Here is a 23,203-nt window from a genome sequence, read left to right on the forward strand (position 1 = left end):
GCGGCTTCGGCAAAATCGAGGAATAACGCCATCGAGTGCGGGTACCCGGCGCTTTGTGGGAAATACGAGGGCAGCCCATTCGGGCCAGACCGTGGTCGTCACCGGCGCGAGCGGGGGCATCGGACGTGCGACGGCCAGAGCGTTCGGCGCGCGCGGCGCACAGGTCGGACTGCTCGCCCGCGGCGAGGAGGGGCTGAGCGGCGCGGCTCGCGACGTGGAGGCCGCCGGCGGGAAGGCCTACGCGGTGCCCACCGACGTCGCCGACCTGCGGCAGTGCGAGTCGGCGGCCGAAGAAGTCGAGCGGGCCTTCGGGCCGATCGACGTCTGGGTGAACGTGGCGTTCACGTCGGTCTTCGCGCCGTTCTGGGAGATAGAGCCCGACGAGTTCCGCCGCGTCACCGAGGTCACCTACCTCGGCTACGTCTACTCCACCATGGCGGCGCTGCGCCGGATGCGGCCCCGCAACTCCGGAACCATCGTGCAGGTGGGTTCGGCGCTGGCCTACCGGGGCATCCCGCTGCAGAGCGCCTACTGCGGCGGCAAGCATGCGATTCAGGGTTTCAACGAATCGCTGCGCTGCGAACTGCTGCACGAGCGCAGCAAGGTCCGCGTCACCATGGTGCAGATGCCGGCGGTCAACACCCCGCAGTTCTCGTGGGTGCTGTCGCGGCTGCCGCGCCAGGCCCATCCGGTTCCGCCGATCTACCAACCCGAGGTGGCCGCGCGGGCGGTGCTGCACGCCGCGGACCATCCCCGGCGGCGCGAGTACTGGGTCGGGGGGAGCACGGCCGCGACGCTGGTCGGAAACGCCCTCGCGCCCGGGTTGTTGGACCGCTATCTGGCGCGGACCGGGTTCGACTCCCAGCAGACCAAGGACCCCCGGCCGGCCGGGCAGCCGGCCAACCTGTGGGAGCCGGCCGACGGAAGCGGCCGCCGCGACTACGGGGCCCAAGGCATCTTCGACGACCGGTCGTCTGCCCGCAGCTTCCAGCTGTGGGCGTCCCAGCACCACGGCCTGCTCGGCAGCGCGGCGGGTGGCGCGCTCGCCGCCGGGGTCGGGGCGGCGGCGCGGCTGCTGCGCCGGCGGGGCCGATGATCGCCGGTGACGGCGCCGGGTCGGCGCGCCCACGCGCGTCGGCACACCACCCGCTTTTTCGTTCGGCCACTTCGCACTAGCTAGGCCAGAAGTATTTCGATTGAGGAGGAGAACCGATGTCCAAGAAAGACGTTGCGGACTATCTGCTGGAGCGCCTGCGGGCCTGGGATGTTGAGCACGTTTTCGCATTCCCCGGCGACGGCATCAACGGGATCCTCGCCGCGTTCGGCCGCGCGGACAACGAGCCGCAGTTCATCCAGTCGCGCCACGAGGAGATGAGCGCCTTCGAGGCGTGCGGCTACGCCAAGTTCACCGGGCGCGTCGGCGTGTGCATGGCCACGTCGGGGCCGGGCGCCATCCACCTGCTCAACGGCCTCTACGACGCCAAACTCGACCACGTCCCGGTCGTGGCCATCGTCGGCCAGACCAACCGCAGCGCCATGGGCGGGTCCTACCAGCAGGAGGTGGACCTGATGTCGCTGTTCAAGGACGTCGCCAGCGACTACCTCCAGATGATCACCGTCCCGGAGCAGTTGCCCAACGTCCTGGACCGCGCCATCCGGGTGGCGATGGCTCAGCGCGCCCCGACGGCGCTGATCATCCCGGCCGACGTGCAGGAGCTGGAGTACTCGCCGCCCACCCACGAGTTCAAGATGGTGCCCTCGAGCCTGGGCGTCGAGTGGCCGTCGATCGACCCCAACGACGCCGCCATCGCGCGGGCGGCCGAGGTGCTCAACGCGGGCAGCAAGGTGGCGATGCTGGTGGGCAGCGGCGCGCGCGGGGCGCACGAGGAGGTCGCCCAGGTCGCCGACCTGCTCGGCGCCGGCGCGGCCAAGCCGTTGCTGGGCAAGGACGTGCTGTCCGACGAATTGCCTTGGGTAACCGGGTCGATCGGCCTGCTGGGCACCCGGCCCAGCTACGAGCTGATGCGCGACTGCGACACGCTGCTGACCATCGGCTCCAGCTTCCCCTACACGCAGTTCCTGCCCGACTTCGACCAGTGCCGGGCGGTGCAGATCGACGTCGACGGTCGGTTCATCGGCATGCGCTACCCCAACGAGGTGAACCTGGTCTCCGACGCGAAGTCGGCACTGAAGGCGCTGATCCCGCACCTGCGGCGCAAGGAGGACCGCAAGTGGCGAGAGACCATCGAGGCCAACGTGACCCGCTGGTGGGAAACCATGGCGATGGAGGCCAAGGTCAGCGCCGACCCCATCAACCCCATGCGGTTGTTCCACGAGCTGTCCCCACAGCTACCCGAGAACGCCATCGTCACAGCCGATTCCGGGTCGTCGGCGAACTGGTACGCGCGCAACCTGAAGTTCCGCGGCGACATGCGCGGCTCGCTGTCGGGCAACCTGGCCACGATGGGACCCGGGGTTCCCTACGGTATCGGCGCGAAGTTCGCCCACCCGCAGCGGCCGGTCATCGTGTTCGCCGGTGACGGCGCCATGCAGATGAACGGCATGGCCGAGCTCATCACGATCAAGCGGTACTGGAAGGAGTGGGCCGACCCGCGCCTGATCGTGGCGATCCTGCACAACAACGACCTCAACCAGGTCACCTGGGAGATGCGCGCCATGGCGGGAGCTCCGAAATTCACGGAGTCCCAAAGTCTTCCCGACATCGACTTCGCCGCGTTCGCGTCCAGCCTCGGCCTGGGCGCGATGACCCTGAAAGATCCCGACGAACTCGCCGACGCCTGGCGCGAGGCGCTGGCGGCCGATCGTCCGACCGTGATGGACGTCCACACCGACCCGAACATGCCACCCATCCCGCCGCACGCCACCTGGGACCAGTTCAAGGCCACCACCACCGCCTTCCTGTCCGGCGACGAGGACCGGATCGGCTTCACGATGGTGGGCCTGAAGACCAAGGCGCAGGAGTTCCTGCCGCACAAGAAGAGCTGAGAAAGCATGGCCTCCTTAGCACTGGCCGAGAAGAGCACCGCGGTCGGCGACCTGAACGTCAGCGCCTACACGATCCCGACAGACGCCCCCGAAGCCGACGGCACGATGGCGTGGGATTCGACCACGATGATCGTGGTGCAGGTCCACTGCGACGGCGAGGTCGGCACGGGGTGGACCTACGGCAGCCCGGTGTGCGCCGATCTCATCGAGGGCAAGCTCAGCGACGAGGTGGTCGGCCACAACGCGCTGGATGTTACCGGCGCCTCCGACACCATGATCAAGGCGGTGCGCAACATCGGCCGGCCCGGCGTTGCGGGGCAAGCTATTTCGGCGATCGACGTCGCGCTGTGGGACCTCAAGGCGCGGCTGCTGGGGCTGCCGCTGTACCGGCTGCTCGGGGCGCTGCGCGACGCGGTCCCGGTGTACGGCAGCGGCGGCTTCACCACCTACGACGAGCAGCAGCTGCGCGAACAGCTGCTGCGCTGGACTCAGCGGCTGGACATCCCACGGGTGAAGATCAAGATCGGCGAGTCGTGGGGCACCTGCCTGGATCGCGACCTGGCCCGGATGCGGCAGGCCCGCGAGATGGTCGGGGACGCGGTGGAACTCTACGTCGACGCCAACGGCGGATACACCCGCAAGCAGGCGGTCCGCCTGATGGCCGACGCGGCCGACCTGGACGTGCACTGGTTCGAGGAGCCCGTCTCCTCCGACGATCTAGACGGGCTGCGCCTGGTCGCCGAGGCGGTCGACGCCGACGTGACCGCCGGCGAGTACGGCTACGACCTGATCTACTTCCGCCGCATGTGCCAGGCCGGCGCGGTTGACTGCCTGCAGGCCGACGCCTCGCGCTGCGGCGGGATCACCGAGTGGCTGCGGGTCGCGGCCGTCGCCGCCTCCCACAACCTGGAGATCTCCGCCCACTGCGCACCGCATCTGCATCTGCACGCCGCGGCGGCCACGCCCAACCTGCGCCACATGGAGTACTTCCACGACCACGTCCGCATCGAGGAGATGGCGTTCGACGGAACGGTCTCGCCGCAGGGCGGGCTGATGCGGCCGGACCCCGACGCGCCGGGCCACGGGCTCAACCTTCGCGCCGGTGACATCGAGAAGTACCGGACGAGTTGAGCCGCAACGAGTTGCCGCGGGACCAGGAGGTGGCGTGACCGCGAAGTTGTTGGACGCACTGGCAGCCGACCTGCGCGACAACGTCGACGGGGAGATCCGCTTCGATCCCGGCTCGCGGGCAGCCTATTCCACCGACGCCTCCAACTACCGCCAGGTGCCCATCGGGGCCGTGGTGCCCCGCACCCCGGAGGCCGCGGCCGAGGCCGTCGCCGTCTGCCGCCGCCACGACGTGCCGGTGCTGTCCCGCGGGGGTGGCACCAGCCTGGCCGGGCAGTGCTGCAACACCGCGGTGGTGCTCGACTGGAGCAAGTACTGCACCCGCGTGGTTTCCGTCGACACCGACGCCGGGATCGCCGTGGTGGAGCCCGGCATCAAGCTCGACGCGCTCAACGACCGGTTGAGGTCGTCGGGCTGGATGGTCGGTCCCCGGCCCTCCACGCACGTGAGCTGCGCGATCGGCGGCATGATCGGCAACAACTCGTGCGGTTCCACCGCGCAGGCCTACGGCAAGATGGTCGACTCGGTGCGCCGCCTTGAGGTGCTCACCTACGACGGGCTGCGGATGTGGGTCGGTGCGACCGGCGACGACGAGTTCGCGCGCATCGTCGGCGAGGGCGGCCGGCGCGCCGAGATATACCGCGGCCTCAAGGACCTCGCGGGCGAGTACGCCGACGAGATCCGGTCCCGGTATCCGGACATCCCCAGGAGGGTTTCGGGCTACAACCTGGATTCGTTGTTGCCCGAGAACGACTTTCACGTGGCCAAGGCTCTGGTCGGCTCCGAGAGCACCCTGGTGACGGTGCTGCGCGCCGAGCTGACCCTGGTGCGGGTGCCCGCGGCCAGCGCCCTGGCCGTCCTGGGTTTCGAGGACCTGCCCGCGGCCGCCGACGCGGTGCCGGCCATCCTCGAGCATCAGCCGGCGGCGCTGGAGGGCATGGACGACCGGCTGGTCGAACTCGAGCACTCCCGGCGGCTGGCCGAGAAGGCGCTGCGACAGCTGCCGGACGGGCGGGCCTGGCTGCTGGTGCAGTTCGACGGCGACGACCAGGACGAGGCCGACCGCAAGGCCAAGGCGATGCTGGACGCGCTGCACGGCATGGCCGAGTGCGACACCACGGTGCTGGACGACCCGGGCAGCAAGCAGGAGGTGTGGGCCGCCCGCGAGGCCGCGCTGGGTGCCACCGCGTTCCCGCCCAACGGACGCCAAACCCTAGCGGGCTGGGAGGATTCGGCGGTGCCCCCGGACCGGCTGGGTGACTACCTGCGCGAGGTCCTCAAGATGCTTGACCGCTACGGCTATGGGGACGCCTCGCTGTACGGGCATTTCGGGCAGGGCTGCGTGCACACCCGGATCCCGTTCGTACTGTGGACCGCCCAGGGGCTGGCCGCCTACCGGGAGTTCGCCGAGGAGGCGGCGCGGCTCGTCGTGAACTACGGAGGCTCGCTGTCCGGTGAGCACGGCGACGGGCAGTCGCGCGGGGAGTTGCTGGGAATCATGTTCGGGGACCGCATCGTCGGGGCGTTCGAGAAGGTCAAGGCGCTGTTCGACCCGCACAACCGGATGAACCCGGGCAAGGTCGTCAATGCCTACCGGCTCGACGAGAACCTGCGCATGGGGGTGGATTACCTTCCCGCAGAGCCCGAGACGATGTTCGCCTACCCCGACGACCACCACCGCTTCGCGCGCGCCGCGGCCCGCTGCATGGGCGTCGGCAAGTGCCGCGGCCACGAATCCGGGGTGATGTGCCCCAGCTACCGGGCCATCGGAGAGGAAGAGCACTCCACCCGCGGGCGGGCGCGGCTGCTGTTCGAGATGCTGCAGGGCGACGTCATCACCGACGGCTGGCGCTCCACCGAGGTGCACGACGCGCTGGATCTGTGCCTGGCCTGCAAGGGTTGCCGCAGCGAGTGCCCGGTCAACGTCGACATGGCCACCTACAAGGCCGAATTCCTGTTCCACCACTACCGGCACCGGTTCCGGCCGATGGCGCACTATTCGATGGGCTGGATTCCGCTGTGGGCGCGGCTGGCCGCGGTGGCACCGCGCGCGCTCAACACCGTGTCGCACGCGCCCGCGCTGTCGGGCCTGCTCAAGAAGGCCGGCGGCATCGCCCCGCAGCGCGAGGTGCCGAACTTCGCGCCGCAGCGGTTCAGCTCGTGGTTCGCCGGGCGGCCGGTCGGCGTCAACGCCCCGACCCCCGGGCGGGTGCTGCTGTGGCCCGACACGTTCGTCAACAACTTCGACCCCGCCGTCGGGCAGGCCGCCGTCGCGGTGCTCGAGGCGGCCGGCTTCGAGGTCCAGGTTCCGCGCCGGACCGTGTGCTGCGGGCTCACCTGGATCTCGACCGGACAACTCGGCGTCGCCAAACGCGTTCTGCAGCGCACGCTTTCGACCCTCCGCCCGGCGCTGCGCAGCGGCACGCCGGTGGTGGTGCTCGAGCCCAGCTGCGCGGCGGTGTTCCGCTCCGATCTGCCGGAACTGCTGTACGACGACACCGACGCCCATCGGCTGGCCGATCAGACCTACACCCTGGGCGACCTGCTGGCCAACAAGGCCCCCGACTGGGAGCCGCCCCGGGTCAGCGCCGGGGCCACCGAAGCGATCGTGCAACAGCACTGCCATCAGCATGCGCTGCTGGGTTGCACCCACGAGCGCGAGCTGCTCGGCGGCGCCGGGGTGCACGCCGACGTCCTCGACGCCGGATGTTGCGGCCTGGCAGGCAATTTCGGCTTCGAGAACGGCCACTACGACGTGTCGGTGGCCTGCGCCGAGGACAAGCTGCTGCCGGCCCTGCGCGACGCCGATCCCGGCACGCTGGTGATCTCCGACGGGTTCAGCTGCCGCACCCAGATCCGGGAACTGGCCTCCGGCCGGCACCCGGTGCACACCGCACAGGTGCTCGCCCGGGCCCTGCCGCCGCCCGGGTGAGATCGCCCTATCTGAGCGCTTCCCGCGCGCCCCGCAGGTCGTCGACGAACGGCGTGTAGGCCTCGTCGTGGCGGTCGCTGCGGTCGCGCAGCACCGCCGACGGGTGCACCGTCGCCACGATGGCGGGCGCCTGCCCGGGGGCCACCGCCTCCTCGACCTCGGGGGGCGGTTCCAGCACCTCGCCGCGGTGGGCGGACACCCGAAACGCCTTCCCCAACAGCGACTGTGCGGCGGTCGCGCCGAGGCAGACGACCACCCGCGGCCGCACCGATCAGCTCGCTCGAGGGCATCATCGTCTGGAACCCGTCGCCGATGCGCCCGGCGACGCGCGCCGCGCGCGGCCCGAAGGCCGAGATATACATGGCGACAGGAGCTTTGGGCAACGTGTAGATGCGGGCGTTCTCCACCGTGAAGGACCGCCCGGTGTGGCTGACCTGCTTGCCGGTGGACAGCTCGCGCATCACCTCCACCGACTCCTCCAGCATCTCCAGCCGGGTGCCCGCGGGTGGCCAGTGCTCGCCGGTGATGTGCTCGTTGAGCGCCTCCCCGGTGCCCAGGCCCAGCACGAACCGCCCGTTGCACTGCACCGCGCTGGTCGCGGCCGCCTGCGCGATCACCGCCGGGTGGATCCGCACGATGGGGCAGGTGACCGCCGTGGTGATCGGCAGCGAACACGCCTAGCGCACCGACCACCGACCACACGAAGGGACTCTGGCCCTGCTTGTCGTTCCACGGGTGGAAGTGGTCGGAGATCCACAGGCGTTCGAAGCCGGCGGATTCGGCGCGCGCGGCTTGGTGCACCAGCTCGTCGGGAGTGAATGCCTCGCAACTCAGGAAGTGGCCCAGGGACGTCATGCCCCTGGGCCTACCCCTGCCGACGGGTGCGAAACACCCTGTAGATCAACCCTTGCCGGTGATGGCGTCGCGGGCGCGGTCGAGCATCGCCGCGAACGGTCCCGCGACGAGGTTGGCGACCTGCGACTCCACTCCGGCGTGCGGCCGGGTGGGGGCGATCGCCTCGGCGAGCTTGGCGGCACGGCCCATGCTCTCGAGCTCCGCGCCGTCCAACTGCTCGCCCAGCTTGGCGAACTCGTCCTTCTCCTCGTGGGTCGCGTGCTCGACGACGGCGTCGCGCAGTTCGGTCAGCATCGTGGTGAATTCCTCGCTGTCGACGTCGAGCTTCTCCAGCTTCTGCAGCACCGTCTTGGCCTCGTGCTCTTCCTTGAGGCGCTTGTCGACGACCTCGGCGCCTTCGGCGAGCTTGCGCTTGGCCCGCGGGTGCACGATCTCCTCCTCGGCGGTCTCGTGCACGGCGAGCAGCCGCCGCAGATCGACGAAGGCCTTCTCCCGGGCCTCGCCGGAGGCCGCCAAGGTGTTGGCGAACAGCGACTTGATCTGCTCGTGCTGGCTAACGAGAAAGTCGATCACATCGGTGGGCGACGTGATGGTGGATCGAGCCATGGTGTCCTCCCCTGCATGGTCGTGGCTCGCGCGCCGGGCTGTTGGCGCGCTCCCGTTCTGGCTACCCGTCGCCCCCGATGCCAAACCTTCCCGGCGCCGGTCGCACCACGATTCGCGGACGTCCCGCGGCCGGTGCCCAGCAACTTTCCGGGAGGATCGCGGACGGATCCTTGGCGCACCACGGCCCTCCGTCGGATACATTCGCGGCAGGACCCACACCGAGGAGGGCACCGCAGTGAGCGCTCCCCACGATTCCTCTGGCTCCTACGGCCAGGCTCCCTACGGCCAGGCTCCCTACGGCCAAGGCCCGTTCAGCTACGACCCGCTCGGCCGGGTTCCGTACGCCGGCCCACCCGCGGGCCCGCCGGCGGGCCCGCCGGTGCTCCCGCCCCCGCCGGTGACCCCCTACCCGGCGCCCGTCAATGCGGTCGCCACGCTGTCGCTGATCTTCGCGTTCCTGTGCGCCCCCGTCGGCGCGCTACTGGGACACGTGGCGCTCGCACAGATCCGGCGCAGCGGCGAGCGTGGCCACGGCCGCGCGGTGGCCGGCGTGGCGCTGTCGTACGCCTTCGTCACGCTGGCGGTGTTCGCGCTGATCGCCTGGGCCACGCTGGCCGTTTCCACCTCGCACCACACCGCGGCGCCCGGCGCGCCCGCCACCACCGCCGCGCCGGTGCCCACGGTGGCGCCGAACGCCGTGGGCGCGCTTTTGCCCGGCCTGAGCGACCTGCAGAACATCACCGGCGACCAGAACCTCGTGGCCGGCCAGACGTGGGACCATCCGGCCCGCTCCGACCGGGAGGGCACCATCGACCGCCCGCAGTGCTGGGGAAGCGTCGCGCCGGGGACCCCGGACGCCTACACCGCCGGCTCCATCTTCGGCTACCGCGCGGCGGAGTTCTCCGACACGCGCAGCTTCCTCAAGTCGACGCAGGCGATCCTGGCGGTCGCGGCCTTCCGCGACCCGCCCGCGGCCCAGTCGCAGCTGGCGAACCTGCTGTCCGGGTGGCGCGAGTGCGGCGGCTCCACCGTCGCGGTGACCCTTCCCGGCGGGCAGGCGATCCCGTTTTCGCTGGGCGAGCCCGCCGACGCCGGGGACGGCATCACGAGGCTGGACCTGGTGCCGCGCGGGCTGCAGGTGCGCTCCGTGCGGGCGATCGCGGCCCGGTCCAACGTCGTGGTCGACCTCTACGTGTCCTGCAGCGGCACGACCGACGGCCACATCCCGCGCCAGTCCGCGGTGAGCATCGCCAACTTCATCCTCGACAAGATCCCCCGGTAGCGCTGGCCAGTAGGGTGGGCGCATGCGATATGTCGACGTCGACGGGGTCGGACGCGTCAGCCGGATCGGCCTGGGCACATGGCAGTTCGGGTCGCGCGAGTGGGGTTACGGGGACCGCTACGCCTCCGGCGCCGCCGGTGACATCGTGCGGCGAGCCCGCGCCCTGGGGGTGACGCTGTTCGACACCGCCGAGGTCTACGGGCTGGGCAAGAGCGAGCGCATCCTCGGCGAGGCGCTCGGTGCCGAGCGGGCCGAGGTCGCGGTGGCCAGCAAGATCATGCCCGTCGCCCCCTTCCCCGCCGTGGTCAGGCAGCGCGAGTCCGCCAGCGCGCGGCGGCTGGGGCTGGATCGTATCCCGCTCTACCAGATCCACCAGCCGAACCCGGTGTTCCCGGACTCGGTGATCATGCCCGGCATGCGTGACCTGCTGGAGCGCGGCAGGATCGGCGCGGCCGGGGTCTCCAACTACTCGCTGGCGCGGTGGCGCAAGGCCGACGCCGCGCTCGGCCGCCCGGTGATCAGCAACCAGGTCCATTTCTCGCTCGCCCACGCCGGCGCACTCGAGGACCTGGTGCCGTTCGCCGAGCGCGAGAACCGCGTCGTGATCGCCTACAGCCCCCTGGCCCAGGGCCTGCTGGGCGGCAAATACGGCCTGGAAAACCGGCCCGGCGGCATCCGCGCGCTCAACCCGCTGTTCGGCACCGAGAACCTGCGCCGCATCGAGCCGCTGCTGCAGACGTTGCGCGACGTCGCCGCGCAGGTGGGCGCCAAGCCGGCCCAGGTGGCGCTGGCGTGGCTGATCAGCCTACCGGGCGTCGTCGCCATCCCCGGGGCCTCCAGCGTCGAGCAGCTCGAGTTCAACGTCGCCGCCGCCGACGTCGAGCTGCCCGCCCAGGCCCGCGACGCGCTCACCGCCGCCGCCCGCGCGTTCCGACCGGTCTCGGCCGGCCGCTTCCTCACCGGCAAGGTCCGCGAGAAGCTGGGCCGCTGAGCCGCCGCCGGCGCTACGGCTGGGCGGAGTCGGTGAACGCCGCGGTGGCGGCGGGCGCGCCGCGGGCCACCACGAGCGGCATCGACGTCGCCGCGTCCGTGCGCAGGATCGTGTGCACGATCTCGATGAGATCCTCGACGGGCATCAGCTTGCCGGGCATGCAGCCGCGGGACGCCCACAGCGGCACGGCCTTCATCGCCAGGTCCACGTCCCAGCCGATGTTCATCCCGGTCGCCGCGTCGCCCTCGCCGCCGGGGCACTCCCCCACGATGAGCGTCGTGAAGCCGATGTCGGGATGCTCGGCCCGCCACGCCTCGACGAGGCGCTCCAGCGCCGCCTTGCTGACGCCGTAGGCCCCCAGCCCCGGCCAGGGCGGCCCGAACGTTCCCGCGTCGGAGGACAGGTAGACCGCCTTGCCGGCCCCCGTGCCGGCAGGGGCCGTCAGGTACGGCACCGCTGCGGCCGTGACCAGGGCCGCGCCGATCACATTCGTGTCGAAGATCCGCCGCCACGTATCGGCGTCGGTGTCGACCATGCGGACCAGCGGCCCGACGGCCGGGGTGTAGACGAGGTTGTCGATGCCGCCGAGCGCGTCGGCGGCATAGCTGATCGCCGACCGGCACGATGCCTCGTCGGTGACGTCGCATTCCACGGCGATCGCGCCGGCTCCCGCCTCCCGAGCAGCGGCCTCGATACGCTCCCGGCGCCGGGCCAGCAGCGCCACCTGATCGCCGCGCCGCGCGAGGCCGACACCAATGCAGCGCCCGAGGCCGCTCGAGGCGCCAACCACCACTGTCCGTGACATATTCACCCTTTTCTGTAACGACACAACCACTGGCGAGAAACCTACCGGATCGCGGTGCCCCGCCCGCTCAGATGCGGATGACGGCGTTCCCTCGGCCGATTTGGCCTGGTACATCGCCGCGTCGGCGCGGGCCGTGATCGACGTGACCGCCTCCCCGGGCACGGCGATGGTCACGCCGATGCTCAGGGTCGCCACGATCGTGCACCCGGATTCCTGGATGGGTTCGGCGGCCCGCGAGCGAATCTTCTCGGCGATCTGGGCGGCCGCGTCGATGCTTTCGATGCCGGGTAAAAGGACCAGGATCTCGTCGCCTCCCGTCCGCCCGACGGTGTCGCCTTCGCGGACGCATTCGCAAATCCGGGCCGCCAGGGTGGTGAGCACGGCGTCGCCCACGACGTGGCCCCACGTGTCGTTGATGTCCTTGAAGCGGTCGACGTCGCAGTACAGGATGCCCAGCTGCGCGCCGAGGGTCGGCGATTGCTGCAGCGCCGACTCCAGGCGGTCGATCGCCTCGGCCCGGTTCGCCAGCCCGGTCAGGTTGTCGAACCGGGCCAACCGCTCCAGCCGCTGCTCCGCCTCGACCCGATCGTCGACGATGCGCAGCGCCGCGATCATCCCGTCGGCGTTGCCGTCGGCATCGACGTAGGGCTTGGCGTGACTGTCGATCCAGTGGTAGTCGCCGTCGGTGGAGCGGACCCGGAAACGCCGCAGCACCGAGTCGCCGACGGCGGTGCCGCCCAGCACGGCCACCACCGTGTCCATGTCGTCCGGGTGGATGCACCTGCTCAGGTCCGTGCCGACCCACTGCCGCGGCGGCCCGCCCAGGGCGGCCTCCACGGACGGCGAGATCCATCCGATCTTGCTGCCGCGCAGGTGCACGATGATGTCCACGGCGTTGTCGGCGAGGAGGCGGTAGCGCGCCTCGGCGTCGGCGCGTTGCTTGCTGACCTGCTCCTTCTCGATCAGCACCCGCTGCTCGCGCTGGCTCAGGTAGAACGTGACCGCGCCGACGATCATCGTGCCCATCACGATCGACAGGGTCCACTCCGCGTGCGCCCCGAGGCCGGCCGCCAGGAACGCCGCCCGCGACAGCGCCACGACGACAGGGAACCCGGCGAGGATCCCCATCAGCCGGACCAGCGAGCGCCGGTCGGGCCTGGCGAGCAGCCAGGCGAGCGGAAACCGGTCGGGCCGGGCCGCCACCGCGGCGGTGACCACCAGTACCAGGGTCAACGCCGTCGAGATCGACTGGCCGGTCGATGGCGTGACGCCCACCAGCGACACGGCGTCGAACAGGTAGGCCACGACCGACACGAACGCGATCGCACCGCCGGCCGCCACGCACAACTTCCAGGCCGCGGAGGTCCCGCGGTCCAGCCGCATCATCCCGACGGCGGCGGCCACCAGCAGCACCGCCCACGCCGTCTGCGGGCTCGGGCGCCCCGGCCAGGACGATTGCAGCATGCGCACCGCTGCGGTGAACCACACGTCGTCCAGGCCGAACGACCGGGCGGTCGCGTACTCGGCGAGGACCGCGGCGGCGAGCACGCCCACCGCCGCGGCCAGGCCGCGCCCGGCCCACACCCGAGCGCGCGACGGCCGTCCCGATTGCGCCGCGACCGCGGCCGCCAGCGCGGCCAGCCACAGCGCGGTCCACGGCGTCATCTGCGGCCACGACGGGTTGATCCGCGTCAACGGCTCGACGCCGCTCGCCCAGCCCACCCAGTCCGTCACGGCGACGGCGAGCGCCACCGCCACCGCTACCCGGCCGTACCGGGCCAGCGACGCCTGCAGACGCGCGTCGGGGTGGGGATCCATGGCATCGACATTGTGCGGCACTCACCGAGGTCGGGGCCGTCGAACCGGGGAGATCGGTGACCTCGTGACGAAATCTCACACGGGGCGGCGGCGATGTCGCGCCGACCGGGAGGGAACGTCACGAGGGCCGTCAGGCGCCCTCCGGGGCCTGCAACACCACGGCAGCGTAGGCCTCCACGGTCAGCTTGCCACCCCCGGGAACCTCGTCGGCCGGAGTCCTCTCCTCCGGCCCGGTGAACACCACCACCTGCCAAGAGGCCCCGAATTCCTTTGACGGAAGGGTGAATTCGATCGGCTCGTGGTGGGCGTTGAAGCACAGCAGGAACGAGTCATCGACCACCCGCTGCCCCCGCGGGTCGCGGTCGGGGATGCCGTGGCCGTTGAGGAACACCGTGACCGACTTGGCGAACCCGGCGCCCCAGTCCTCTTCGGTCATCTCCGTGCCCTCGGGGGTGAACCAGGAGATGTCGGCCAGGCCGTCCTGGCCGCGCCGGCCCAGCGGCTTGCCGGAGAAGAACCGCCGCCTGCGGAACACCGGGTGCTCGGCGCGCAGCGCCGACACGGTGCGAGTGAACTCAAGCAGGCCGGTGTCGGCGCCGTCCCAGTCGATCCAGGTGAGTTCGTTGTCCTGGCAGTAGCCGTTGTTGTTGCCGTCCTGGGTGCGCCCGAGTTCGTCGCCGTGGCAGATCATCGGCACCCCCTGCGACAGCAGCAGAGTGGTCAGGAAGTTGCGCTGCTGGCGGGCGCGCAGCTCGTTGACGTCGGCGTCGTCGGTCGGCCCCTCGGCGCCGCAGTTCCACGAGCGGTTGTGACTCTCGCCGTCGTTGTTGTCCTCGCCGTTGGCCTCGTTGTGCTTCTCGTTGTAGGACACCAGGTCGCGCAGCGTGAACCCGTCGTGGGCGGTGACGAAGTTGATCGAGGCCACCGGCCGGCGCGCGGTGTGCTCGTAGAGGTCGGACGACCCCGACAGCCGGTAGGCGAACTCGTCGAGCGTTGCGGGCTCGCCCCGCCAGAAGTCGCGGACGGTGTCGCGGTACTTGCCATTCCACTCAGTCCACTGCGGCGGGAAGTTGCCCACCTGATAGCCGCCCGGCCCGACGTCCCACGGTTCCGCAATGAGCTTGACCTGGCTGACCGTCGGATCCTGTTGCACGAGTTCGAAAAACGTGGCCAGCCGGTCCACGTCGTAGAACTCGCGGGCCAGAGTCGAGGCCAGGTCGAAACGGAATCCGTCCACGTGCATCTCCAGCACCCAGTAGCGCAGCGAGTCCATGATCAGCTGCAGCGCGTGCGGATGCCCGACGTTGAGGCTGTTGCCCGTGCCGGTGTAGTCCATGTAGTAGCGCTTGTCGTCGTCGACCAGCCGGTAGTAGGCGGCGTTGTCGATGCCGCGCATGCACAGCGTCGGTCCCATGTGGTTGCCCTCGGCGGTGTGGTTGTAGACGACGTCCAAGATGACCTCGATGTCCGCCTCGTGCAGGGCGCGCACCATCGCCTTGAACTCCTGCACCTGTCCGCCCGGCGACTTCGAGCTGGAGTATTTGAAGTCGGGCGCGAAGAACCCGATCGTGTTGTAGCCCCAGTAGTTCGACAGACCCTTGTCGACCAGGGTCGAGTCGTTGGCGAAGTGGTGCACCGGCATCAGCTCGATCGCGGTGACTCCGATGCTCTTGAGGTGCTCGATCATCACCGGGTGCGCCACCCCGGCGTAGGTGCCGCGCATCTGGTCGGGGATGTCGGGGTGGGTCTGGGTAAGGCCCTTGACGTGCGCCTCGTAGATCACGCTGTCGGCGTACTCGTGGCCCGGCGGCCGGTCGTTGCCCCAGTCGAAGTACGGGCTGATCACCACCGACTTGGGCATGCTGGGCGCGGAGTCCTCGTCGTTGCGGCTGTCGGGGTCACCGAAGTTGTAGCCGAACAGGGACTGGTTCCACTCGAAGCTGCCGTCGATGGCCTTCGAGTACGGGTCCACCAGCAGCTTGTTCGGGTTGCACCGCAGCCCGTTCTCCGGGTCGTACGGGCCGTGGACGCGGTAGCCGTAGCGCTGGCCGGGTTCGATACCGGGGATGTAGGAGTGCCAGACGAACCCGTCGACCTCGGGCAGCCGCACCCGCGACTCGGTGCCGTCGGCGTCGAACAGGCACAGCTCGACTCGCTCGGCCGCCTCGGAGAAGACCGCGAAGTTGGTCCCCGCGCCGTCGTAGGTGGCACCCAGCGGGTAGGCCTTGCCCGGCCAGAGTTCACCGGTGGGCGTGGGGACGGGTACTTCGGCGCTCGTCATGGCGCACCTGATACCCGAGTGGCGCGGCGATCAAACCGGCTTACGGGAATGTCTTTGGCAGACAGGGCTTTTGCGGGCCACCCCGGGCCCCGGTCACGGTTTCAGCAGCACTTTCACGGCACCGTCCTGTTTCTTCTGGAAGATCTCGTAGCCGTGCGGCGCCTCGTCCAGGGGCAGCACGTGGGTCGCGAACGTATCCACGCCGAGCGGGTCGTCGTCGGTCAGCAGCGGCATGATGTCGTCCACCCAGCGCTTGACGTTGGCCTGGCCCATCCGCACGGTCACCTGCTTGTCGAACATGATCAGCATCGGGAAGGGGTCGGCCATTCCGCCGTAGACCCCAGCCAGCGAGATCGTCCCGCCGCGACGCACGATGTCGATGGCCGAGTGCACGGCGGCTAGCCGGTCGATTCCGGCGGTCTGCATCAGCCGCTTGGCGACCACGTCCGGCAGCATGCCGGTGGCCTGCTGGGCTAGTTGGGCCACCGGGGAGCCGTGCGCCTCCATTCCCACCGCGTCGATCACGGAGTCCGGGCCCCGGCCGTCCGTCAGGTCGCGGACCGCGTCGCCGACCGGGCCGTCCAGCCGCCCCAGGTCGACAGTGTGAATGCCGCGCTGCGCGGCCCGCGCCAGCCGTTCGGGCACCAGGTCCACCGCGATGACGCGGTAGCCGAGATGGTCGGCGATGCGCGCGGCCATGTCCCCGATCGGGCCCAGGCCGAGCACCGCCACCGTGCCGCCCTCCGGGATGTCGGCGTAGGCCACCGCCTGCCAGGCGGTCGGCAGCACGTCGGACAGGTAGACGAAGCGCGAATCCGGCGGCCCCTCAGGCACTTTGATGTGCGTGAACTGGGCCTGGGGCACACGCAGCAGTTCGGCCTGGCCCCCGGGCACCTCGCCGTAGAGCTCCGAATAGCCGAACAGTGCTGCTCCCATACCCTTTTCGCGCACCTGGGTGGTCTCGCACTGGGTGTAGAGCTGCTTGTCGCACATGTAGCAGCTGCCGCACGAGATCTGGAAGGGGATGACGACGCGGTCGCCGACCCGCAGGTCGCCCGTTTCCCCACCGACCTCGCGGACGATCCCCATCGGCTCGTGGCCCAGCACGTCACCGGGCTTCATGAAGGCCCCGAGCACCTCGTAGAGGTGCAGGTCGGAGCCGCAGATGTTGGTCGAGGTGACCTCGATGATCGCGTCGGTGGGCTTTTCGATCCTGGGATCGGGAACCGACTCCACCCGGACGTCGCGTTTGCCGTGCCATGTGACAGCCTTCATGCCTGGCCCATACCCGTCCTGCGGGCGCCGAAACTCAGGACCGCTGCAGCGCCCCGAAAAATCCTGGCGTGCAGAAGCTTTCGATCGCGCAGAGTCAGGCGCTCAGCGTCTGGTTGGGGCTCCCGCCGTAGGTCGGGCGGTAGAGCCTGGCGAAGCGGCCCTGGTGGGCGAATCCCCCGTGCGCGGCGACGGCGCCCACGGTCGTCGCGCCCGGGTCCGACTCGATCAGGTCGCGATGCGCGCGGTCCAGCCGGACCCGCCACAGGTACTGCATCGGCGTCATGTCCAGGTGCCGGCGGAACACGTCCTGCACGGCGCGCGGGGTGGCGTAGACGTGGGCCGCGAAGTTGACCGAGCCAATCCACCGGCGGTGGATGCGGGCGCGGGAGGGTTACCCGACGCCGCTGATGCGCATCGGCACGTAGGTGCGGACCAGAAACTCCTCGGTCTCCTCGAGATCGCAACTGTCGAAATCAAGATCGTCCATGGAGCCCTCGATTCGTCGCCGCCCGCGGGCAGAGCGCCCCACTCCGGCACCCGTTCGGGCCTGCCCGAGGTCCTGCCGGCGCCATCGCGACGGCAGCCGCCGCCCGGTGACTGCCCGCGAGCAGCGTCGCGACCCCGTGCCGGCGCCCACAATCGGCGGGCCCGCGCCACGGGTCAGGGCTGCGGCGGTTCGGGCTACGGGGCGGGCTCGCCAGCCTGGGGCGCGTCGCGCAGCCTGCGGTTGATGGACCGCAGATCGGTGTTGTCCGCTGACAGCGCGGCGTTGTCGTCCTCGAGCGACAGGATGCGGGCGATACCGGCGAGATTGACGCCGTCATCCACCAGGGCGCTGATGCGCTGCAGCCGGGCCAGGTCATCGGCGCTGTAGCGCCGCGTGCCGCCATCGCTGCGGGCGGGCGTCAGCAATCCGTGGCGCTCGTAGAGCCGCAGCGACTGCACCGCGACACCGGAGAGTTCGGCGGCCACGGAGATTCCGTACACGCCGCGGTCGGGCGCCGGCGCACCGCTGTCGCCAGGCTGGTCGGGCATCGGGGCACTCCTCATTTAGCTGATACAGGAAAGTTGTCTACCACAGTTGCGTTGATGTGTCGACAATGCTATACAAAATCTATGCCACATGGCATAGATAGGCAGTTTCACCACGAAAGACGAGGAGTGAGAGGTGACCGCCATGCTGATGCGCACCGACCCGTTCCGTGATCTGGACCGCTTGACCCAACAGGTATTCGGCACCGCGGCGCGGCCGGCGGTGATGCCGATGGATGCCTGGCGCGACGGCGAGAATTTCATCGTCGAATTCGACCTACCGGGCATCGACGCCGACTCGCTGGACATCGACATCGAGCGCAACGTCGTGACCGTGCGCGCGGAACGGCCGGCCCTGGACCCCAACCGGGAGATGCTGGCCACCGAGCGGCCGCGCGGCGTCTTCAGCCGCCAGCTCGTCCTCGGCGAAAACCTCGACACCGACAGGATCGAGGCCACCTACCGCGAGGGCGTCCTGAGGCTGCACATCCCGGTCGCGGAGAAGGCCAAGCCGCGCAAGATCTCCGTCGACCGCGGCGGCAACACGGCGATCAACGACAACACGGTCAAACGCGAGGTCATCGACGCCTGAACCACGGGTGGGCACGGCGGCGGCCGCATCGTATTCGCGGTTGCCGCCTGCCCGCCCTGCGCCTGAAGAGCCACGCCGACCGATGAGATGGGATCTCAACGGCGACACCGAGAACGTAGAGCAGGCCCTGGCCGGCGGCACGCCGCAACGGGTCGGCTGGTTCCGGTTCTACTTCGCCGGCCAGCGCTGGGAATGGTCGGACCAGGTGCAGCGGATACACGGCTACGAGCCCGGCAGCGTCACCCCGACCACCGAGCTGGTGCTCGCGCACAAACACCCCGACGACCGCGGGCAGGTCGCGGCGAGCCTCGACCAGATGATCCGCACGCGTCAGGCATTCAGCACCGGCCACCGGATCATCGACACTCGTGGCCGAGTTCGCTCCATCGTCGTCGTCGGGGACCAGCTCTGCGACGACGACGGCGAAGTGGTCGGGACACACGGCTTCTACGTCGACGTCACCTCCCCGGCCGAAGAGGTGAAGGAGGGTGCCGTCAGCGCGAAGCTGGCCCGCATCAGCGAGAGCCGCGCCGCCATCGAGCAGGCCAAAGGCATGCTGATGTTGGTCTATGGCATCACCTGCGACGCCGCGTTCAACCTGCTCAAATGGTTGTCGCAGGAAACCAACGTCAAGCTGCGGGCACTGGCCGAGCAGATCGCCGAGGACTTCCGCGCATCGGGCGTAGCCCCGAGATCCCGGTCGGAGTTCGACCACCTCCTGCTGACGGACACCAGCGAGCCCGCCACGCCGCACAGGGCCGCGCGGCGGGTCGGGAGACGGGTTAGCCCGTCGGCGCCGGGGCCCGCTTGCCGCGCCGCGCGCGGCTGGCGGCCACCAGTTGGGCCACCCCGTCCTCGATTCCCGCGGCGAGCACCTCGATGTCGCATGCCGCGTCGTAGTCGGCGGTGATGCCGAACACGAACGCGTCGGCGTAGCTGACCATCGCGACGCCGGTGCGCACCTGCAGGGCGATCGGCGGCACCGGCAGGATCTCCAGCACCCGCCGGCCCAGCAGCCGCTGCCGGCTCCGCGGCCCGGGCACATTGGTCGCCAGGCCGACGACGGCGCGTTGCGGCAGCCGCGCAAGCAAGCGGACCGCCCACGCCGAGAGGGCGAACGGGACGTTGCCGGCCATCGCCACCGCCGCGCTGCCGCCGTCGCTTTGACCGCTGGCCTTGGCCCGGCCGAGGCGTTCGTGCACCAACCGCAGTTGGCGCACCGGGTCCGGCTCGTCGACCGGCAGCAGCGGCAGCATCGCCGAGACCCGGTTGTCGGTGGCCGCGAAGTGGTCGGCCGTGCGGACCGACACCGGAACCAGGGTGCGCAGCGAATCGTGGCCAGGCCGTTCGCCCCGCTCCAGCAGGACGCTGCGATAGCTGTTCGTGATCGCCGCCAGCGCAACGTCGTTGAGCGTCACACCGAATTCCCGGGACACCTTCTGCAGGTCGGCCAGCCGGACCCGGGCCGCGCTGTAGCGCCGCATCGTCGTGAGCGGGCCGTTCAGCGACGACGGCCGGGCCGGACGCACCAGTCCGGCCGTCAGCTCGGCCGCACCCACGGCGGCGTGCTCGGCCGCCAGGGCGCCCCGCCCGATCTCGCGCACCCAGCTCAGCGGGTTCAGGCTCATCCGCGCCAGGCTCACGCCCGGGGGCGCTTGCCCCTTGGAGCCGGCGATGTCGGTGGCGAAGGTGCCGGCGTCGTCGTCGCTGAACCTCGTCATCATCTGCGTGGTCGCGATGCCGTCGGCGATGCAGTGGTGCAGTTTGATCAACACGGCCCACCGGTCGTCGCTGAGGCCCTCGATGATCCAGCAGTCCCACAGCGGGCGCTCGCGGTCGAGCCGGTGCTCCATCAGGGCAGCAATCATCTCGAAGAGCTCGGCGTCGCCGCCCGGATGGGGCAGCGCAGCGCGGTGCAGGTGGCGCGACAGGTCGAAGTGCGGGTCGTCCACCCACTCCGGTGGCCGCAGATCCAGCGGGTGGGTCCGCAGCACCTGCCTGCAGCGCGGGATCGTCGCCGCCCGCCGCGTGAAGGCCGCGACGAACTCGTCGTAGCGCGGAGCGGGGCCCTCGACGACCGACACCCCGCCCACCGCCAGGCTCACGTGCGGGTCGGCGTCCTCGACCTCCAGGAAGGCGGCGTCCAGGGCGGTCAGATGCTCCATCCCGTCACTGTCCACCGCGGCAGCGCCCCCGATCAGGGCCGGAAGTCCTCAGCTTGGGTGCCAAACGAAAGCTGTGCCGCGCCGGCCGCGGCCATATCGTCATCAGGTGACGCCCGAGCGGTTTCGCGGCGGATGGGCGACGACGCGAAGGAACAGATCATGACCGGGTTCACCTACATTCGCTTCTTCGAGGAGTTCGGCATCGCCGACGTGCCGCTCGTGGGCGGCAAGAACGCCTCGCTCGGCGAAATGTTCCAGAAGCTGTCGCAGCAGGGCGTCCGGGTGCCGCACGGGTTCGCCATCACCGCCGAGGCCTACAAGCACATGCTGGACCGCGCCGACTCCTGGGACGCGCTGCACGCCGAGCTCGACGAGATCGACCCGGCGGACGTCACCGCGTTGGCGCGCAAGGGCAAACGCGCCCGCGAGATCGTCTACGGCGCCGGCCTCCCCGCCGACCTGGCCGGTGAGATCCTGGACGCCTACCGCGCGCTGCAGGACGAGTACGGCGACGACGTCAGCCTCGCCGTGCGCAGCTCGGCCACCGCCGAGGACCTGCCGACAGCGAGCTTCGCCGGCCAGCAGGAGACCTTCCTCAACATCACGGGGCCCGAGAGCCTGCTGGACGCGTGCCGCCGCTGTTTCGCCAGCCTGTTCACCGACCGGGCCATCCACTACCGCATCGACCAGGGCTTCGACCACTTCAAGGTCGCGCTGTCGATCGGCGTGATGAAGATGGTGCGCTCCGACCTCGCCTCCTCGGGGGTGATGTTCACCCTCGACACCGAGTCCGGTTTCACCGACGTCGTGTTCGTGACCGGCGCCTACGGCCTGGGCGAGAACGTCGTCCAGGGCGCGGTCGACCCCGACGAGTTCTACGTCCACAAGCCGACGTATGAGGCCGGGCACCGCGCCGTGCTGCGCCGCCTGATCGGCGACAAGGCGGTCAAGATGGTGTTCGTCCAGGGCGGCACGAAACACACGACCCGCAACATCCCCACGCCGAAGGCCGACCGCGGCCGGTTCTGCATCACCGACGACGACGTGCTCGAGCTGGCCGGCTACGCGTGCGCCATCGAGCGGCACTACGGGCGCCCGATGGACATCGAGTGGGCCAAGGACGGTCTGGACGGCAAGCTCTACATCGTGCAGGCGCGCCCGGAGACCGCGGCCTCCCAACGCAGCTCGGCGACGGTGGAAACCTATGTACTGGAAGCGGAGGGCGAGATACTCACCGAGGGCCGCTCGGTCGGCGAGAAGGTCGCCTCCGGCGTGGCGAAACGGATGGATAACCTCGGGCGCATGTCGGACTTCCGGCCCGGCGATGTACTGGTCGCCGACATCACCACACCGGACTGGGAGCCGGTCATGAAGATCGCCGCCGCGATCGTCACCAACCGCGGCGGGCGCACCTGCCACGCGGCGATCATCGCCCGCGAGCTCGGCATCCCGGCCGTGGTCGGCGCGGGCGACGCCACCACGCGCGTGCCCGACGGCGAGGTCGTCACGGTGTCGTGCGTCGAGGGCGACACCGGGCGGGTGTACCGCGGCGAGGTGGGCTTCCACGTGGAGCGCACCGAGGTGGCCGACCTGTCGCGGCCGCGCACCGAGATCATGGTCAACCTGGGCAATCCGGACCGGGCCTTCAAGACGTCGTTTCTGCCGAACGACGGTGTGGGACTGGCCAGGATGGAGTTCATCGTCGGCGAATACATCAAGGTGCACCCGCTGGCCCTGTTGCATCCCGACAAGGTCGACAACGCCGCGGCGCGCCGCACGATCGAGCGGCTCACCTACGGCTACGCCGACGGCGCGGAGTTCTTCGTGCAGCGCCTCTCCGAGGGGATCGGCACGATCGCGGCCGCGTTCTGGCCCAAGCCCGTGGTGGTGCGGATGTCGGACTTCAAGACCAACGAGTACGCCAGCCTGATCGGCGGCCGCGGCTTCGAACCGACCGAGGCCAACCCGATGATCGGCTTCCGTGGCGCCTCGCGCTACGCCCACCCGGCCTACGCCGAGGGCTTCGCGCTGGAATGCCGCGCGATGCAACGTGTCCGCGACGACATGGGCCTGACGAACGTCGTCATCATGCTGCCGTTCGTGCGCCGGGTCGCCGAGGCGGACCTGGTGCTGGCCACGATGGCCGAACACGGCCTGCGGCGCGGCGACAACGGGCTGCAGGTGTATGCGATGTGCGAGATCCCCAACAACGTCATCCTGCTCGACGAGTTCGCCAAGCGCTTCGACGGCTTCTCCATCGGCTCCAACGATCTGACCCAGCTCACCCTCGGCGTGGACCGGGACAGCGAGATCGTGGCGTTCGACTACGACGAGCGCGACGACGGCGTCAAGGAAATGATCCGCCTGGCCGTGGAAGGCTGCCGCCGCAACGGGATTCACTCCGGCCTGTGCGGGCAGGCGCCCTCGGACTACCC

General features: G+C 70.1%; 15 protein-coding genes and 4 pseudogenes. 9 read left to right on the forward strand and 10 right to left on the reverse strand.

The window, feature by feature from the left end; translation table 11 throughout:
* The first annotated feature begins 55 nt into the window (after positions 1-55).
* From AC2VOR_RS04090 to AC2VOR_RS04105, 4 genes are all read left to right on the forward strand, one after another.
* Positions 56-1,096, forward strand: coding sequence for an SDR family oxidoreductase (locus AC2VOR_RS04090; protein WP_486963241.1), 1,041 nt, complete (start codon positions 56-58; stop codon positions 1,094-1,096).
* Positions 1,097-1,212: 116 nt separating this feature from the next.
* Positions 1,213-3,006: a thiamine pyrophosphate-requiring protein gene (locus AC2VOR_RS04095; protein ID WP_369739884.1), complete on the forward strand. Its 1,794-nt coding sequence runs from the start codon at positions 1,213-1,215 to the stop codon at positions 3,004-3,006.
* Between the two features lie 6 nt (positions 3,007-3,012).
* Positions 3,013-4,137, forward strand: coding sequence for an enolase C-terminal domain-like protein (locus tag AC2VOR_RS04100; RefSeq protein WP_369739886.1), 1,125 nt, complete (start codon positions 3,013-3,015; stop codon positions 4,135-4,137).
* Positions 4,138-4,171: 34 nt separating this feature from the next.
* The gene (locus AC2VOR_RS04105) at positions 4,172-7,066 is read left to right on the forward strand and encodes an FAD-binding and (Fe-S)-binding domain-containing protein (protein WP_486963242.1); all 2,895 of its coding nucleotides are present in this window, start codon (positions 4,172-4,174) and stop codon (positions 7,064-7,066) included.
* Between the two features lie 7 nt (positions 7,067-7,073).
* Here AC2VOR_RS04105 and AC2VOR_RS04110 read toward each other — a convergent pair.
* The 3 genes and pseudogenes from AC2VOR_RS04110 to AC2VOR_RS04120 form a co-directional block, all read right to left on the reverse strand.
* Positions 7,074-7,337, reverse strand: a pseudogene (locus AC2VOR_RS04110) (uracil-DNA glycosylase family protein); the annotation flags it as partial.
* A pseudogene (locus AC2VOR_RS04115) lies at positions 7,309-7,921 on the reverse strand (TIGR03557 family F420-dependent LLM class oxidoreductase); the annotation flags it as partial. The pseudogenes AC2VOR_RS04115 and AC2VOR_RS04110, both read right to left, overlap by 29 nt.
* 45 nt (positions 7,922-7,966) lie before the next feature.
* A complete protein-coding gene (locus AC2VOR_RS04120) occupies positions 7,967-8,527 on the reverse strand; it encodes a hemerythrin domain-containing protein (RefSeq protein WP_369739888.1) in 561 nt (186 codons plus the stop codon).
* Positions 8,528-8,762: 235 nt separating this feature from the next.
* On the opposite strand from AC2VOR_RS04120, the gene AC2VOR_RS04125 reads away from it, so the two are divergent.
* Entirely contained in the window at positions 8,763-9,809 is a 1,047-nt protein-coding gene (locus AC2VOR_RS04125; RefSeq protein ID WP_486963243.1) for a sensor domain-containing protein, read from the forward strand.
* Positions 9,810-9,831: 22 nt separating this feature from the next.
* Positions 9,832-10,800, forward strand: coding sequence for an aldo/keto reductase (locus AC2VOR_RS04130; RefSeq protein ID WP_369739891.1), 969 nt, complete (start codon positions 9,832-9,834; stop codon positions 10,798-10,800).
* A gap of 13 nt (positions 10,801-10,813) precedes the next feature.
* Here the strand turns inward: AC2VOR_RS04130 and AC2VOR_RS04135 are convergent, their stop codons facing one another.
* The 6 genes and pseudogenes from AC2VOR_RS04135 to AC2VOR_RS04160 form a co-directional block, all read right to left on the reverse strand.
* Positions 10,814-11,593, reverse strand: a complete 780-nt coding sequence (locus AC2VOR_RS04135) for an SDR family oxidoreductase (protein WP_369741715.1) — start codon at positions 11,591-11,593, stop codon at positions 10,814-10,816.
* A 114-nt stretch (positions 11,594-11,707) separates the two neighbouring features.
* Positions 11,708-13,423 (reverse strand): annotated as a pseudogene (locus tag AC2VOR_RS04140) (diguanylate cyclase domain-containing protein); the annotation flags it as partial.
* 130 nt (positions 13,424-13,553) lie between these two features.
* Positions 13,554-15,704 carry a glycogen debranching protein GlgX gene (glgX, locus tag AC2VOR_RS04145; protein ID WP_369739894.1) on the reverse strand — a complete coding sequence of 717 codons (2,151 nt, stop codon included), beginning with the start codon at positions 15,702-15,704 and terminating at the stop codon, positions 13,554-13,556.
* 93 nt (positions 15,705-15,797) lie between these two features.
* Entirely contained in the window at positions 15,798-16,979 is a 1,182-nt protein-coding gene (locus AC2VOR_RS04150) for a zinc-dependent alcohol dehydrogenase (protein ID WP_369739895.1), read from the reverse strand.
* Positions 16,980-17,073: 94 nt separating this feature from the next.
* A complete protein-coding gene (locus AC2VOR_RS04155; RefSeq protein ID WP_369741716.1) occupies positions 17,074-17,355 on the reverse strand; it encodes a helix-turn-helix transcriptional regulator in 282 nt (93 codons plus the stop codon).
* 305 nt (positions 17,356-17,660) lie between these two features.
* Positions 17,661-18,014, reverse strand: coding sequence for a MerR family transcriptional regulator (locus AC2VOR_RS04160; RefSeq protein WP_369739896.1), 354 nt, complete (start codon positions 18,012-18,014; stop codon positions 17,661-17,663).
* A 142-nt stretch (positions 18,015-18,156) separates the two neighbouring features.
* Between AC2VOR_RS04160 and AC2VOR_RS04165 the strand changes: the two genes are divergently transcribed.
* A complete protein-coding gene (locus AC2VOR_RS04165) occupies positions 18,157-18,603 on the forward strand; it encodes an Hsp20/alpha crystallin family protein (RefSeq protein WP_369741717.1) in 447 nt (148 codons plus the stop codon).
* An 82-nt stretch (positions 18,604-18,685) separates the two neighbouring features.
* Positions 18,686-19,389: pseudogene (locus tag AC2VOR_RS04170) on the forward strand (PAS and ANTAR domain-containing protein).
* Here AC2VOR_RS04170 and AC2VOR_RS04175 read toward each other — a convergent pair.
* Positions 19,386-20,768, reverse strand: coding sequence for a WS/DGAT/MGAT family O-acyltransferase (locus AC2VOR_RS04175; RefSeq protein ID WP_369739897.1), 1,383 nt, complete (start codon positions 20,766-20,768; stop codon positions 19,386-19,388). The pseudogene AC2VOR_RS04170 and the gene AC2VOR_RS04175 overlap by 4 nt on opposite strands.
* 159 nt (positions 20,769-20,927) lie before the next feature.
* On the opposite strand from AC2VOR_RS04175, the gene ppsA reads away from it, so the two are divergent.
* A partial coding sequence (gene ppsA / locus AC2VOR_RS04180) for a phosphoenolpyruvate synthase (protein WP_486963244.1) occupies positions 20,928-23,203 on the forward strand: 2,276 nt, incomplete at its 3' end.

The organism is Mycobacterium sp. TH-M103 (assembly GCF_057473785.1).

Bases quoted from the DNA above. Each gene is read 5' to 3' on its own strand.
- AC2VOR_RS04160 (WP_369739896.1), bottom strand. From the start codon at position 18,014: ATGCCCGACCAGCCTGGCGACAGCGGTGCGCCGGCGCCCGACCGCGGC.
- AC2VOR_RS04165 (WP_369741717.1), top strand. From the start codon at position 18,157: ATGCTGATGCGCACCGACCCGTTCCGTGATCTGGACCGCTTGACCCAA.
- glgX (WP_369739894.1), bottom strand. From the start codon at position 15,704: ATGACGAGCGCCGAAGTACCCGTCCCCACGCCCACCGGTGAACTCTGG.
- AC2VOR_RS04095 (WP_369739884.1), top strand. From the start codon at position 1,213: ATGTCCAAGAAAGACGTTGCGGACTATCTGCTGGAGCGCCTGCGGGCC.
- AC2VOR_RS04100 (WP_369739886.1), top strand. From the start codon at position 3,013: ATGGCCTCCTTAGCACTGGCCGAGAAGAGCACCGCGGTCGGCGACCTG.
- AC2VOR_RS04130 (WP_369739891.1), top strand. From the start codon at position 9,832: ATGCGATATGTCGACGTCGACGGGGTCGGACGCGTCAGCCGGATCGGC.
- AC2VOR_RS04175 (WP_369739897.1), bottom strand. From the start codon at position 20,768: ATGGAGCATCTGACCGCCCTGGACGCCGCCTTCCTGGAGGTCGAGGAC.
- AC2VOR_RS04150 (WP_369739895.1), bottom strand. From the start codon at position 16,979: ATGAAGGCTGTCACATGGCACGGCAAACGCGACGTCCGGGTGGAGTCG.
- AC2VOR_RS04120 (WP_369739888.1), bottom strand. From the start codon at position 8,527: ATGGCTCGATCCACCATCACGTCGCCCACCGATGTGATCGACTTTCTC.